Source organism: Hyphomicrobium sp. CS1BSMeth3 (assembly GCF_900117415.1).
Classification (GTDB): domain Bacteria; phylum Pseudomonadota; class Alphaproteobacteria; order Rhizobiales; family Hyphomicrobiaceae.
On record NZ_FPEI01000005.1, the window covers coordinates 1,302,820 to 1,316,457 of the forward strand.

Here is a 13,638-nt window from a genome sequence, read left to right on the forward strand (position 1 = left end):
TGCGCTTATTTTCCCGCGTGTGCGTCGAGGAACGGCAGGACATGCGAATGGAACAGCTCCGGCTCCTCATTGTGCAGCATATGCGAGACACCCGGCACGATGACGAGATCCGAGCCAGGAATGGCGTCGTGGATTGCTTGCGAAGCGGCAACGGGCGTTGCGGGATCGATCTCGCCGACGATCACGCGCGTCGGCAGGCGGATGGCGCCGAGGCGGTCGGTGACATTGAGGCCGCGGATGGCCTGGCACCAGCCCACATAGCCATCGATGGGCGTCAATTTGATCATCTGGCTCAGGCGCTCGACCAGGGCGGGGTTCTCCTTGATCGCGCGCGGTGAGACCCACCGCTGGATGGCGCCCTCGACCTGCGTGACCATGCCGCCGGTCGTGACCGCATGAATGCGCTGGTCCCAGAGTGGCTGCGCCTCGTCGGGGATGCGGCTCGAGGTCGAGACCAGCAGGAGGCAGTTGAAGCGTTCGGGATAAAGGAGACCGAGATACTGGCCGACCATGCCGCCCATGGAGAGGCCGAGGAAGCTCGCCTTCTGAACGCCACAGGCGGTCATCAGCTCGGCGACGTCCTTGGCGAGCGTCTCGAAGGCATAGGGGCCGGCCGGGGCGTCGCTCTTGCCGTGGCCGCGGGCATCAAGGCGCAGGACCCGGTAGTTGGGCTCGAGGGCCGCGGTCAACTCGTCCCAGCACGTGAGGTTCGTGGCGAGCGGATGGTGAAGGACCACGACCGGGCCGTCGGCCGCGCCGGACAGCTCATAGTTGATGTCGATGCCGTTGACGGTCGATTTCATCGCCTGTCCTCCTGAAAGTCCGCCGGGCCCGTCTGGCGCGGGTCTCGTTTGCTCTAAGGATCTAGTGTCCCGATTCCGAAGTTCGCCCCACCTCGCTGCTGGCGTCCCGAGCGAACTTCGGCATCAAGAGGGACACTAGAATCATTGTGCTGCTAGTGTGATTCAGATCGAGAAATTCGCTCCCACTGGGCCGCGAGATACAGCGAATTTCTCGATCATCACACTAGTACCCATGGGGCAGAAGGATGTACAGACCGGAGCGGCTGGTCCTTTGCCCGTGATCGGCTGGAAGTGATTGGATACTCATGCGTACGGCTGACTTCGACTTCGATCTGCCCGAGGACCGCATAGCCCTCCATCCGGCCGTGCCGCGCGATGCTGCGCGCTTGTTGGTCGTGCGGCCGGGCGGTGATCTGCTGCTCGAGGATCGTGTGGTGGGCGATCTTCCGGCACTGCTGAAGCCGGACGATGTCCTCGTATTCAACGACACGCGCGTCATTCCGGCAGCGCTCGAAGGTATACGCGTGCGCGGACCGCACGAGACGCCGGTGTCGTTCAATCTGACTAAGCGCGTGGACGAGAGCCGCTGGCGCGCCTTCGCGCAGCCGGCGCGGCGTCTCAATGCTGGTGACCTCATCCGCTTCGGCGCGGAGACGGACGGCCGTGTCTGCCTGCTCGGCACACTCGATGCGAGCGTCGCCGCCAAGCACGACAATGGCGAGGTCGAGCTCGCATTCTCCTTCCACAGTGCTTTTCTCGACGAGGCCATCGAAGCGCTCGGGCGCATGCCGCTGCCGCCGTACATCGCCTCGCGGCGGCCCGCTGGTCCCGAGGACCGCGAGAGCTACCAGACCATGTTCGCGAAGCGCGAGGGGGCGGTGGCGGCACCGACCGCGGCGCTGCACTTCACGCCAGCGCTGGTCGATCGGCTGAAGGCGAGTGGGATCGCGACCGAGCTCGTGACGCTGCATGTGGGGGCGGGCACGTTCCTGCCGGTGAAGGTCGAGGACACGGATGACCACCGCATGCATTTCGAGTGGGGCGAGGTCACGCCCGAGACCGCCGAGCATCTGAGTGCCGCGCGCCGAGCGGGGCGCCGCATTGTTGCGGTCGGGACGACGGCGCTGCGGCTCCTCGAGTCAGCGGCAGACCCTGATGGCACGATCCGGCCGTTCCGCGGCGAGACGGGCATCTTCATCACGCCGGGCTACCGCTTTCGCGCCGTTGACGTGCTCATGACCAACTTCCATCTGCCACGCTCGACGCTGTTCATGCTGGTCGCTGCCTTTTCCGGCCTCGAAACCATGAAATCCGCCTATACGCACGCCATCGCGCACGGCTATCGCTTCTACTCCTATGGCGATGCCTGTCTGCTGCACCCTGCGACCGCTTGATCGTTCAGCATAAGACAAAGCGGGCGTGCCAAGGCGCGCGTGCCGCGCTATAGGGCTCCCATGCTCGATGCACCGACTTCCAAGCCTGAGTTCCGCTACACCCTCCTCGGCGAGGACGGCTTCGCACGCGTAGGCGAGATCACGACGCCGCGCGGGATCATTCGCACGCCGGCCTTCATGCCTGTAGGCACCGTCGCGACTGTGAAAGCGCTCTATCCCGAGCAGGTCAAGGAGGCCGGCGCCGATATCCTGCTCGCGAATACCTATCACCTCATGCTGCGGCCGACGGCGGAGCGCGTTCATCGTCTCGGCGGACTGCACAAGTTCATGCGCTGGGAAGGGCCGATCCTCACGGACTCGGGTGGCTTCCAGGTGATGAGTCTTTCCAAGATCCGCAAGGTGACGGAGGAAGCAGCCGTCTTCCAGTCGCACCTCGATGGCTCGCGGCACACGCTGAGCCCAGAGCGCGCGATCGAGATTCAGTGCCTGCTCGGCGCGGACATCCAGATGCAACTCGACGAGTGCATCGAGCTGCCGGCGAGCCACGCCGAAACGGCACGCGCAATGGAGCTTTCACTGCGCTGGGCCGAGCGATGCAAGCTCGCGTTCGCGAAGAACCTGGAAAGCGGGCTCGCCAAGCCGGGGCAGGCGCTGTTCGGGATTGTCCAGGGTGGCATCGAGCACGACTTGAGGCGGCGCTCGGCAGAGACGCTCGTCGGCATGGATCTTCCCGGCTATGCAGTCGGTGGCCTCGCCGTCGGCGAGGGGCATGATGTCATGCTGCGCACGCTCGAAGGCGTGCTGCCCTTTCTACCGACGACCAAGCCGCGCTATCTCATGGGTGTCGGCACGCCCGAGGATCTCATCGAGGCGGTCGCGCGTGGTGTCGACATGTTCGATTGCGTGCTGCCGACGCGTAACGGACGGCATGGTCTCGCCTTCACCTGGAACGGGCGCGTGAACCTGCGCAACGCGAAGCACGCCGAAGATATGGCGCCGCTCGATCCCGAAAGCACGTGCCCGGCGGCGCGGGATTACTCGCGCGCCTATCTCCACCATCTCGTGAAGTCGGGCGAGCTGCTTGGCTCCATGCTTCTGTCGTGGGTGAACACGACCTTCTACCAGGAGCTGATGGCGGCGATGCGTGCCGCGATCCGCGAGAAGCGGTTCGCTGCCTGGGCCGAAGAAACAAAGGCGCGTATCGCTAAGAGCTAGAGGAAGACTGCTCTGCCTTCCGCCGCTCCTGAGCTGTCACGTGCTCGCGGTGAACGAGGTAGACGCCCGACGCGATGACGATCAGCGCACCGGAGATCGTCCATGCATCCGGGAGCTGGCCGAAGACGAGATAGCCGAGCGCGGTGTGCGTGATCAGTCCGAAGTAGATGAAGGGTGCGAGCGTCGGCGCGGGCGCGTGGCGATAGGCCAAGATGAAGATGTAGTGGCCGAGCCCGCCCCATAGGCCGGTCGAGAGCAGCAGCGCCCAGGTGAAGGCATCGGCCGGCCAGATCCATTCGGCAATGGCGAACGGCGCCATGACGAACACGCCCGCCAGCATCGAGTAGAAGATCGTCACCTCGGGCGGGTCGAAGCGCGTGAGATAGCGCGTGAGCAGCATGAAGATCGCATAGCAAAGCGTGCCGAGTGCGGCGAAGATCATGCCGAATTCGAATGCCGCATAGCCCGGTCGTACGACGACCAGAATGCCGCAGAAGCCGACGACGATGGCGACGAAGCGGCGCCAGCGGATCCATTCGCCGAGGAAGGGGCCGGCAAGTAGCGCGACGATGAATGGCGCCAGGAAGCCGATCGTCAGCGTCTGATCGAGCCGCAGCGTCTTCAGCGCCAGGAAGTTGAACATGGTCGAGCCGAGCATCAGGAAGGACCTGAATGCCTGGTGCATCCACTTGCGGCTGTAGAGCAGGCGCGGCACGGCGATGATGCCGAACGTCAGCACCACCAGCACGAACTGGCTCATGAAGCGTAGCCACGTCACCTGCGAGACGGGGAGGCCGCTTCGTGTGGCGATATATTTTGCGGTCGCATCGAGCGCCGAGAACAGCACCAGCGCCACGCACATGAGGCCGATGCCTCGGAGCGCGCTGGTCCCTGCCTGGGCTGTCTCGCCCGCCGCCTCGCGCTGCATGGCGCTCGTGTCCCGATTCGGATGTTCGCTGGGGTGATGATTTTCGCTGCTTCGGGCGGCTTATACCTGTTTCGGATGGCGCCCGTGAGAAAATGACGTGAGAATGCACATGCGGCACAGGTATGCCGGCACGCCAGAATAAGGGGGTGTCATGAAGTCGCTCTTTCCGGTGACCGAGCACACGATCGCGACGGCGCGGCACAAGACGTTCTTCCTTGCTTGTGGCGCTCCCGAGGCGCCGCCGATCATTTTCGTGCACGGTTGGCCTGAGCTGTCATTGAGTTGGCGACATCAGCTCCCCTGTTTCGCCAGCCTCGGCTTCCGCGCCATTGCACCGGACATGCGCGGATACGGGCGGTCTGCCATCTATTCCCGGCATGAGGACTACGCACTCGAGGTCATTGTCGAGGACATGCTGGAGCTCTTGTCCGCTCTCGGTCGCGAAAGCGCGATTTGGGTCGGACATGACTGGGGAAGCCCCGTCGTGTGGAGCATGGCGAGCCATCACGCCGATTGTTGCCGGGCTGTTGCGAGCCTTTGCGTGCCGCATTTCCCCGGCGGCTTCCGACCGGAGAACATGGTGCCGTTCGTCGATCGCAACGTCTATCCCGAGGCGCAATATCCGGTCGGGCAGTGGGACTATCAGCTCTTCTACGAGGAGAACTTCGAGAAGGCGCACCGCGATTTCGAGGCGGATGTCGCAAGCACCGTCAAGGCGTTGTTCCGGTCCGGCAATCCTGCGCACAAGGGCAAGCCGGCGCGCACCTCGGATGTGCGCCGCAGGGGCGGCTGGTTCGCGCCGCTCGATCGTGCGCCGCCATTACCGCTCGACACGCGCGTGCTGAGCGAGGAGGAGCTGGCCGTCTACGTCGCGGCGCTGGAGCGCAACGGCTTTTTCGGACCGGATAGCTGGTACATGAATCACCAGCGCAATGCGGCGTACGCCAAGCGTGCGCCGAACGGCGGGCGGCTCTCGATGCCTGTGCTGTTCCTGCACGGCGACTACGATGTCGTGTGCGAGACGACCGTGTCGCGGCTTGCCGATCCGATGCGGGCGGCGTGCGACGACCTTAGCGAAGTCGTCATTCCGTCAGGTCATTGGATGGCGCAGGAGCAGCCCGTGGCGGTGAATGCCGCGCTCGCGCGATGGCTGGCAACGAAGGTGCCGGACGCATGGCCGGCCTAGTGTGATGGTCGTCGGCTCCAGGATGTGGAGGGCCGCAGCGCGGCCCTCCGATCCGCCTTCATGCTTCGTCACTTGCCTGGGGATTGCACGTCAGCGGTAAGAGCGAATCAGTGCCTCGTGGCGGCGCTGGGCGGCATTCAGCTTGATCTTCTCGATGAACGTGATCCGCCCATCGGCAAAGGCTGCGCGCCTCTTCGCGGCGAGTTCCGCGGCGCTCAACTGGACCGGGCCGGGACGATAGACGGGGCGATAGACCGGCCGGTACTCGTGGCGATGGACGACGACGCGCGGCGATCCGCGGTAGATCTTGCCGGCCTGCGTGCCATGCGGCCTCCAGGTCGACTTATTGACGGTCTCCGCGAACGCGGCGCCAGAAGAAATGGTGATGGCGGCGGCGGCAGCAGCGGCGGCGAGCAAGGCGGTCTTCATGGCGTGATCTCCTTTGTTTCGGCCGCGCTGGCTCAACGCGGCGTGCACAAGGGAAACGCTATGGTGAATATCGATCCGTCGAGATTTTTGTAAATTTTTCAGTAGCTTAATGGCCATTCATGTGAATGAACGTTCATCAGCTATCGTGGCCATCTAACGCTTTGAGATTGCTCGCGGGATCATCTCGGGTCCACCGACGGTCGGTCGAGCCCGTAGTGCGCGCGCAGCGTTGTGCCCTCGTAAGCCGTGCGGAAGAGACCGCGCTTCTGCAGGATCGGCACGACCTCCGCGATGAACACATCGAGCATCCACGGGAGGATCGGCGGCATGAGATTGAAGCCGTCGGCGGCGCCGTTCTCGAACCAGTCGATCATCAGGTCCGCAACCTGCTCGGGCGTGCCGGCGAATGTGAAGTGACCGCGCGCACCGGCGAGACGCGCGAGGAGTTGGCGCAGTGTCGGTTGCTCGCGCCGCACGAGACCGATGATGACCTCCGTCCGGCTGCGCGCCGCCTCGTGTGCATCGGACTTCGGGAAGTCTTCGATGCGCAGCGGCTTGTCGAGCGGCAGATGCGAGAAGTCATGACCGCCGAAGCGGGCTGATAGCCGCTTGCGCCCGACTTCGGGATCGCTCAGCTCGTTGAGTTCGCGCTCGAGGCGCTGCGCTTCGGCCTCCGTCGACGCGATCATCGGGCTCAAGCCCGGCAGGATGAGCGCCTGATCCGCGCGCCGTCCGGTTGCGACGACGCGCGCTTTCAGATCGCCGTAGAACTCCTGCGCCGTCGTCTTTTCCATGTGCGCCGTGAAGACCGCTTCGGCGTGCCGCGCCGCGAAGCTGCGGCCGGTGTCGGACGAGCCCGCCTGCACGAGCACGGGTCGGCCCTGCGGCGAGCGCGGTACGTTGAGAGGGCCCGCGACCTCGTAGTTCTCGCCCTTGTGGTTGATCGGCCGAATGGCCGTGGCACGCGCGTACTTTCCGCTCGCGCGATCATCGAGCACGGCATCGTCGGCCCAGCTATCCCACAGCCCGCGTACGACCTGCATGAATTCCTCGCCACGCGCGTAGCGATCAGCGTGCGTGACCTGTCCGGCGCCGCCGAAGTTGCGTGCGGCAGCCGCCATCCATGATGTGACGATGTTCCAGCCGATGCGGCCGCCGCTGATGTGGTCGAGCGAGGCGAACTGGCGCGCGAGGTTGAAGGGCTCGGTATAGGTGGTCGAGGCCGTCGCAATGAGGCCGATGTGCGATGTCGAGACGGCGAGCGCGCCGAGCGCGGTGATCGGCTCGAGCCACGTGCGCGGCGCGCTCGCAACGTCATCGGGAAGCGCGAGCTGGTCGGCGAGGAAGATCGAATCGAAGTGCCCGGCTTCGGCCTTCCGGGCGAGCTCCTGAAAGTAGCGGACGTCGCTCAGCGCCAGCGGCGATGACTTCGGATGCCGCCAGGAGGCCTCGTGGTGCCCGCGGCTGTTGATGAACAGATTGAGGTGGAGCTGCCGCTTCATGATTTTCCGCCCGGTCTTGTTGTGCGCGTTTTGGTGCAGCCTACCGCGCTTGTACGGACATGACAGCCGTAGGTCCGCGAGGGCGGATATGCGCGGGCTGCTGGTGCCTCCCTCTCGCGCTCCCCCGATCCTCCAAATTGCCGCGGGAGGAGGACTTGCTTTCACTTGCTGACAATATATAAATATATATTCAAATATTGTGGCGTGACCGAAGTAGGTGGGTGAGATGAGCGGCAGTGGCGCGCGGGAAGAGAATAGGGGCGGCCCCGGCGAAGAGCGTCGTGGGCACGCGGATCATGCGGGCCACGCGCATGGGCCCCGGGAGGCGCATGACCATGGCCCAGGCCCAGGCCCAGGCCGCGGGCACGGCCACGATCATGACCACGGCAGCCACGACCACAACCATGCTCCGACCGTGACCGCCAGCAACGAGCGCACGGTCCTGCTCGCGCTGGTGCTGACGGCCTGCTTCATGGTCGCGGAAGTCGTTGGCGGCGTGCTCTCCGGCTCGCTCGCACTGATCGCGGACGCCGGTCATATGCTGACGGACGCCGTGGCGCTCGCGCTCGCCTGGGCGGGCTTCTACTTCGGCAAGCGGGCCGCGAGCGCGAGCAAGACGTTCGGCTACCTGCGCCTCGAAGTGCTCGCGGGCTTCGTCAATGCGGTAACGCTTCTACTGCTCGTCGCGTGGATCGCGTGGGAAGCCGTCGGCCGCCTGCTCGCGCCGTCGCCGGTTCTTGCAGGCCCGATGTTCGTGGTGGCGGTCATCGGCCTTGCTGTGAACATCGGGGTCTTCCTGATCCTGCGCCGCGCCGACACTGCTCACGTCAACATCCAGGGCGCGATGCTGCATGTGCTGGGCGATCTGCTCGGCTCGGTTGCGGCGATCATCGCGGCAGTGGCGATCTATTTCACCGGCTGGACGCCGATCGATCCGATCCTGTCGGTGCTGATCCTGCTGCTCATTCTCCGCAGCGCCTGGAAGCTCCTCAACAACTCGCTCCATATTCTTCTGGAGGGTACGCCGCCGCACATCGACATCGAGGTTATGCGGCGCCATCTCATGGAGAGCGTGGAAGGCGTCAGCGGCATAGATCATGTTCATGTCTGGTCGATTACGTCCGGCGTGCCCTCAGCGACGCTGGAGGCGAGCATCGCGCCCGGCGCGGACGCGCGCGCCGTGACCCGTGCCATCAAGCACGAGCTCGCGACACGGTTCGGCATCGGCCACAGCACGGTCGAGATCGTATGGGGTGACGAGGCGTCCTGTGCGCTGGACGCCAAGCCCGCCAGCACGGGGAGGCACCAGCATTGATCCCGCCGACCTCCGATCAGATCAGCGTCATAGCCGAGACCTATCGTCTGCTCGGCGATCCCACCCGTTTGCGCGTCCTGCTCGCCTGCCTCGAAGGGCCGATCGCTGTCGGCGACATCGCCAAGGCCGTGGAAGCGAGCCCGTCGCTCGTCAGCCACCATCTGCGATTGCTTCGTGCGGCGCGCCTCGTGCGCGGCACGCGCAAGACGCGCCAGATCTTCTACGAGGCCGCCGACGACCACATCCGGCACATGCTCATCGGCATGATCGAGCACGTCAGCGAGGACGACGCCTAGGCTTTCCGCTCGAAAAAGAGGCATGTCGCGCCTGCTGAGCAGATTGCCAGCAGGCCGATTGGCTATATTAGTAGTCATATGCCCAACGAAGGCGCAGCCGTGCGCCGCCGTGGGGTCGATCGCGGATGGCATGAAGCGGGACTACGCGCGTGTGCGGGATCGTCGGGTTGTTTCTGAAGGACAAGGCGCTGGAGCCGGAGCTCGGTCGCCTGACGGCAGCGATGCTGCATGAGATGTGCGGTCGTGGGCCGGATAGTGCGGGTTTCGCGATTTATGGCAGCGCGTCGGACGGCACGTCGAAGATCTGCGCCGTGCGGCGCGCCTCGACGCTGGACTGGGCTGACGTCGCGGCTCGCCTTGGCGAGGCCACTGGCCGCAAGGTCACGTACGAGACCATCGAGGACCACGCCATCATTCGCATCGACGGCGATGGCGCCGCCGCACGCGCGTGGCTGATCGAGAATGTGCCCGAAGCAACGGTGCTGAGCGAAGGCGAGGCCATCGAGATCTATAAGGGCATTGGCGATCCTGATGCGATCAGCCAGCGGCTGCGACTTGCCTCGTTCAGCGGCACGCACGCCATTGGCCATACGCGCATGGCGACCGAGAGCGCCGTGACGATCGCTGGCTCGCATCCGTTCTCGACCGGGCGTGACACCTGTCTCGTGCACAATGGCTCGCTCTCGAACCACAATCGCCTGCGCGAGACGCTGCGGCGTCACGGCGAGCGCTTCCAGACGGAGAACGATACCGAGGTCGCCGCGGGCTATCTCTCCTGGCGCATGAAGGAGGGCGATAGCCTTCAGCAGGCGCTGGAGCACGCGCTCGACGATCTCGACGGCTTCTACACGTTCGTCGTCGGGACACGCGATGGCTTTGCTGTGCTGCGCGATCCGATCGCGTGCAAGCCGGCCGTGATGGCAGAGACGGATGCATGGGTCGCGTTCGGCTCGGAGTTCCGCGCGCTCGCAGCGCTTCCCGGCATCGATGCCGCACGCATCTGGGAACCGGCGCCGGCCACAGTCTATGCCTGGAGCCGGAGCTGAGCATGTCGCCGTCGGTGCGAGTGGGAATGAAGGCGACGCACGAGACGCAGAATGCCGGTCTCGATATGGCGAGCCTGTCACTGCGGCAGGTGAACGAAAGCCTGCAGAAGGCCGAGGCTGGATCATTCGTGGTGTCGAACCCGCGCGGTGCGCACGCGCTGGCGGCCGGGCTCGTCAGTCCGATCGACGTCACCGTCGAGGGCCATGTCGGCTACTACTGCGGCGGCATGAACCAGAAGGCCAGCATCACGATCAATGGTAATGCCGGTACCGGCGTGGCTGAGAACATGATGTCGGGACGCGTGCACGTGAAAGGCGATGCCTCGCAGTCTGCAGGCGCGACCGGCTGCGGCGGGCTCCTCGTCATCGACGGCAATGCCTCGGCGCGACTCGGCATCTCGCTGCGCGGTCTCAATATCGTCGTCAAAGGCTCGATCGGCCATATGGCGGCGTTCATGGCGCAGGCCGGGAACATTGTCGTGCTTGGTGACGCGGGCGATGCGCTCGGCGACAGCATCTACGAGGCGCGCCTGTTCGTGCGCGGCAAGGTCAAGAGCCTAGGCACGGACTGCATTGCGAAGGAAATGCGCGATGAGCATCGCACGCTGCTGCGCGGCCTGCTCGACGCGGCAGGCATCGGCCCCGAGGTCGATGTCGCGGAGTTCACGCGCTACGGCTCGGCGCGCAAGCTCTACAACTTCCATATCGACAATCTGGGGTCCTACTGATGACCGGCGATGAGCGTTGGATCCACACGCCGCCGCGCGAGTCGGCGACCTTCGACCGCGCCACGATCGCGGAAATCCACCGCGCGGCCGCGACGGGCATCTACGATATCCGCGGCTTCGGCGCGAAGCGGAAGCTGCCGCACTTCGATGACCTCCTGTTTCTCGGCGCTTCGATCAGCCGCTATCCGCTCGAAGGCTATCGCGAGAAGTGCGGCACGAACGTCGTGCTCGGCACGCGCTTTGCGAAGAAGCCGATCGAGATCAAGATCCCGATCACCATTGCGGGCATGAGCTTCGGCTCGCTCTCGGCGCCGGCCAAGGAAGCGCTCGGTCGTGGCGCGTCGGCGGTCGGCACGTCGACGACGACGGGCGATGGCGGCATGACGGAAGAGGAGCGTGCGGCCTCGAGCCTGCTCGTCTACCAGTACCTGCCTTCGCGCTATGGCATGGAGCCCGATCAGATCCGGCGTGCCGACGCGATCGAGATCGTCATCGGGCAGGGCGCGAAGCCTGGTGGCGGCGGGATGCTGCTCGGGCAGAAAATCTCGGAGCGCGTCGCGACCATGCGCACGCTCCCGGCGGGCATCGATCAGCGTTCGGCCTGCCGTCATCCCGATTGGACGGGGCCCGATGATCTCGAGATCAAGATCCTCGAGCTGCGTGAGATCACGGGCTGGGAAAAGCCGATCTACGTGAAGGTCGGTGCGGCGCGGCCGTACTACGACACGGCGCTTGCCGTGAAGGCCGGCGCCGATGTCGTCGTTCTCGATGGCATGCAGGGCGGTACGGCGGCGACGCAGGACGTGTTCATCGAGCACTGCGGCCTGCCGACGCTCGCAGCGATCCGGCCGGCAGTGAAGGCGCTCACCGAGCTCGACATGCATCGGAAAGTGCAGCTTATTGTGTCCGGCGGCATTCGCTCGGGCGCGGATGTGGCTAAGGCGCTGGCTCTCGGCGCAGATGCCGTTTCGATCGGTACGGCGGCGCTGATTGCGCTCGGCGACAACCATCCGCGTTGGGAAGAGGACTATCGCAAGCTCGGCACGACGGCTGGCTGCTACGACGACTGGCACGAGGGGCGCGATCCGGCGGGCATCACGACGCAGGACCCTGAGCTGACCAAGCGCCTCGATCCGGTCGCCGCAGGCAAGCGCCTCGCGAACTATCTCTCCGTGCTCACGCTCGAATGCCAGACGATTGCGCGCGCGAACGGCAAGAGCCACGTGCACAATCTCGAGCCCGAGGATCTCGTCGCGCTGACGGTCGAGGCCGCGGCAATGGCGGGCGTGCCTCTGGCTGGAACGAACTGGATCCCGGGCCGCGGCCCGCAGGACTAATGACGAAGACTGCAAACTAGGGAGTCACTCCAATGAAAGAACCGACCAAAGTCAGCGCCACGATCAGCGCCGGCGGACAGCCGAGCGAAGAGGATATCGCCGCGCTCAAGGCAGCGGGCTACCGCAAGATCATCAATCTGCGCCGTCCGGGCGAGCAGAACCAGCCGCTCGATCCACAGGCTCAAGGCGAGGTGGTCACCGGCTTGGGCATGGCCTACGCGCACATTCCCGTCGATCCGAAGAACCTTCATCCCTCCTCTGCTGCCGCTGTGATCAAGGAGATCGAGGAAGCAGATGGCCCCGTCTACGTGCATTGCGCGGCGGGTGGCCGCGCCGTTACGCACGCATTGCTCGCCGATGGCAAGGGCAAGTCTGCCGACGCCGTCTTCAAGAAGGCCGAGGAGATCGGCGCGCCCGTCACGGATGAAGGATTCAAGGCCTTCGTCAACAAAGTCGCTGACGGGAAGTAGAGGCGCCTCGCATCAGGATCATCCATCGCCGGAGGGTTGGGCCGCATGTCACTGTCAGAGTATGCCAAGAAGAATGGGGTCAAGTATTTCCTGATCTCCTTCGTGGACCTCTTCGGCACCATGCGGGCCAAGATTGTTCCGGCGACGGCGATCGACAGTGTCGCGAAGTCCGGCGCTGGCTTTGCCGGCTTCGCGGCGTGGTTCGACATGACGCCGGCGCATCCCGATGTGCTGGTGTCGCCCGATCCTGAGACTGCCATTCAACTTTCGTGGAAGCCCGAGGTCGCCTGGGTGACCGGCGACCTCGTGATGGATGGCAAGCCTGTCGATCAGAACCCGCGGCAGGTCCTGAAGCGCGTCATTGCTTCGGCTGCCGCGGACGGCCTCGAAATGAAGACGGGCGTCGAGTGCGAGTACTTCCTCATCTCGCCGGATGGCACATCGATCTCCGACGCTGCCGACTTCCAGGCCAAGCCCTGCTACGACCAGCAGGCGCTCATGCGGCGCTACGACGTGATCAAGGAAATCTGCGACTCCATGATCGCGCTCGGCTGGGGGCCGTATCAGAACGATCACGAGGACGCGAACGGCCAGTTCGAGATGAACTGGGAGTACGACACGTGCCTCAAGACGGCGGACAAGCACGCCTTCTTCAAGTTCATGGTGAAGTCGATCGCCGAGAAGCACGGGCTGCGCGCAACGTTCATGCCGAAGCCCTTCGCGAACCTCACGGGCAACGGATGCCACGCACACGTGTCGCTGTGGTCGACGAGCAGCGGGAAGTGCGTTTTCGAGGATGTAGCGGGTGAGTTAGGCCTCTCGCAGCAGGCTTATAACTTCATTGGTGGGCTGTTGCATTCGGCAGGGTCACTTGCTGCGATCACGAATCCGACCGTGAACTCCTACAAGCGCATCAATGCGCCGCCGACGATGTCCGGCGCGACGTGGTCGCCGAGCTCGATCTCGTATGCCGTCTTCTGCTTGACAAA

At 64.7% G+C, this 13,638-nt stretch carries 14 protein-coding genes; 9 read left to right on the plus strand and 5 right to left on the minus strand.

Annotated features, from left to right (window positions below; translation table 11 throughout):
• Positions 1-5 precede the first annotated feature (5 nt).
• Positions 6-803, minus strand: coding sequence for an alpha/beta fold hydrolase (locus CS1BSM3_RS15090; protein WP_072387983.1), 798 nt, complete (start codon positions 801-803; stop codon positions 6-8).
• Positions 804-1,108: 305 nt separating this feature from the next.
• Here CS1BSM3_RS15090 and queA point away from each other — a divergent pair, with 305 nt between their 5' ends.
• Together queA and tgt are read left to right on the plus strand one after the other, a co-directional pair.
• Positions 1,109-2,197, plus strand: a complete 1,089-nt coding sequence (gene queA / locus CS1BSM3_RS15095; protein ID WP_072387984.1) for a tRNA preQ1(34) S-adenosylmethionine ribosyltransferase-isomerase QueA — start codon at positions 1,109-1,111, stop codon at positions 2,195-2,197.
• Between the two features lie 60 nt (positions 2,198-2,257).
• Positions 2,258-3,412 (plus strand): tRNA guanosine(34) transglycosylase Tgt, encoded by a 1,155-nt coding sequence (gene tgt / locus CS1BSM3_RS15100; protein WP_072387986.1) that lies wholly within the window; start codon positions 2,258-2,260, stop codon positions 3,410-3,412.
• Here the strand turns inward: tgt and CS1BSM3_RS15105 are convergent.
• Positions 3,402-4,340: a DMT family transporter gene (locus CS1BSM3_RS15105; protein ID WP_072387987.1), complete on the minus strand. Its 939-nt coding sequence runs from the start codon at positions 4,338-4,340 to the stop codon at positions 3,402-3,404. The genes tgt and CS1BSM3_RS15105 overlap by 11 nt on opposite strands.
• Positions 4,341-4,491: 151 nt before the next feature.
• Here CS1BSM3_RS15105 and CS1BSM3_RS15110 point away from each other — a divergent pair, with 151 nt between their 5' ends.
• A complete protein-coding gene (locus CS1BSM3_RS15110; protein WP_072387989.1) occupies positions 4,492-5,526 on the plus strand; it encodes an alpha/beta fold hydrolase in 1,035 nt (344 codons plus the stop codon).
• A gap of 90 nt (positions 5,527-5,616) precedes the next feature.
• Here CS1BSM3_RS15110 and CS1BSM3_RS15115 read toward each other — a convergent pair whose 3' ends face one another.
• The 3 genes from CS1BSM3_RS15115 to CS1BSM3_RS28620 form a co-directional block, all read right to left on the minus strand.
• A complete protein-coding gene (locus CS1BSM3_RS15115; protein WP_072387991.1) occupies positions 5,617-5,955 on the minus strand; it encodes a hypothetical protein in 339 nt (112 codons plus the stop codon).
• Between the two features lie 179 nt (positions 5,956-6,134).
• A complete protein-coding gene (locus tag CS1BSM3_RS15120) occupies positions 6,135-7,457 on the minus strand; it encodes an LLM class flavin-dependent oxidoreductase (RefSeq protein WP_072387993.1) in 1,323 nt (440 codons plus the stop codon).
• A gap of 190 nt (positions 7,458-7,647) precedes the next feature.
• Positions 7,648-7,863 (minus strand): hypothetical protein, encoded by a 216-nt coding sequence (locus CS1BSM3_RS28620; protein ID WP_244540511.1) that lies wholly within the window; start codon positions 7,861-7,863, stop codon positions 7,648-7,650.
• A 9-nt stretch (positions 7,864-7,872) separates the two neighbouring features.
• Between CS1BSM3_RS28620 and CS1BSM3_RS15130 the strand changes: the two genes are divergently transcribed.
• From CS1BSM3_RS15130 to CS1BSM3_RS15155, 6 genes are all read left to right on the plus strand, one after another.
• Positions 7,873-8,772: a cation diffusion facilitator family transporter gene (locus tag CS1BSM3_RS15130; protein ID WP_072387997.1), complete on the plus strand. Its 900-nt coding sequence runs from the start codon at positions 7,873-7,875 to the stop codon at positions 8,770-8,772.
• A complete protein-coding gene (locus CS1BSM3_RS15135; RefSeq protein WP_072387999.1) occupies positions 8,769-9,068 on the plus strand; it encodes an ArsR/SmtB family transcription factor in 300 nt (99 codons plus the stop codon). Before CS1BSM3_RS15130 ends, CS1BSM3_RS15135 begins: the two co-directional genes overlap by 4 nt.
• A 149-nt stretch (positions 9,069-9,217) precedes the next feature.
• A complete protein-coding gene (locus CS1BSM3_RS15140; protein WP_072388001.1) occupies positions 9,218-10,114 on the plus strand; it encodes a class II glutamine amidotransferase in 897 nt (298 codons plus the stop codon).
• 26 nt (positions 10,115-10,140) lie between these two features.
• Positions 10,141-10,842, plus strand: a complete 702-nt coding sequence (locus CS1BSM3_RS15145) for a GltB/FmdC/FwdC-like GXGXG domain-containing protein (RefSeq protein WP_072388003.1) — start codon at positions 10,141-10,143, stop codon at positions 10,840-10,842.
• Entirely contained in the window at positions 10,842-12,179 is a 1,338-nt protein-coding gene (locus tag CS1BSM3_RS15150) for an FMN-binding glutamate synthase family protein (RefSeq protein ID WP_072388005.1), read from the plus strand. The genes CS1BSM3_RS15145 and CS1BSM3_RS15150 overlap by 1 nt, the downstream gene beginning before the upstream one ends.
• A 32-nt stretch (positions 12,180-12,211) precedes the next feature.
• Positions 12,212-12,649: a protein tyrosine phosphatase family protein gene (locus CS1BSM3_RS15155; RefSeq protein ID WP_072388007.1), complete on the plus strand. Its 438-nt coding sequence runs from the start codon at positions 12,212-12,214 to the stop codon at positions 12,647-12,649.
• Positions 12,650-13,638 lie beyond the last annotated feature (989 nt).

Excerpts from the sequence above, each read along its gene's own strand:
- CS1BSM3_RS15090 (WP_072387983.1), bottom strand. The coding sequence starts at position 803 with ATGAAATCGACCGTCAACGGCATCGACATCAACTATGAGCTGTCCGGC.
- queA (WP_072387984.1), top strand. The coding sequence starts at position 1,109 with ATGCGTACGGCTGACTTCGACTTCGATCTGCCCGAGGACCGCATAGCC.
- tgt (WP_072387986.1), top strand. The coding sequence starts at position 2,258 with ATGCTCGATGCACCGACTTCCAAGCCTGAGTTCCGCTACACCCTCCTC.
- CS1BSM3_RS15105 (WP_072387987.1), bottom strand. The coding sequence starts at position 4,340 with ATGCAGCGCGAGGCGGCGGGCGAGACAGCCCAGGCAGGGACCAGCGCG.
- CS1BSM3_RS15110 (WP_072387989.1), top strand. The coding sequence starts at position 4,492 with ATGAAGTCGCTCTTTCCGGTGACCGAGCACACGATCGCGACGGCGCGG.
- CS1BSM3_RS15115 (WP_072387991.1), bottom strand. The coding sequence starts at position 5,955 with ATGAAGACCGCCTTGCTCGCCGCCGCTGCTGCCGCCGCCGCCATCACC.
- CS1BSM3_RS15120 (WP_072387993.1), bottom strand. The coding sequence starts at position 7,457 with ATGAAGCGGCAGCTCCACCTCAATCTGTTCATCAACAGCCGCGGGCAC.
- CS1BSM3_RS28620 (WP_244540511.1), bottom strand. The coding sequence starts at position 7,863 with ATGGTTGTGGTCGTGGCTGCCGTGGTCATGATCGTGGCCGTGCCCGCG.
- CS1BSM3_RS15145 (WP_072388003.1), top strand. The coding sequence starts at position 10,141 with ATGAAGGCGACGCACGAGACGCAGAATGCCGGTCTCGATATGGCGAGC.
- CS1BSM3_RS15150 (WP_072388005.1), top strand. The coding sequence starts at position 10,842 with ATGACCGGCGATGAGCGTTGGATCCACACGCCGCCGCGCGAGTCGGCG.
- CS1BSM3_RS15155 (WP_072388007.1), top strand. The coding sequence starts at position 12,212 with ATGAAAGAACCGACCAAAGTCAGCGCCACGATCAGCGCCGGCGGACAG.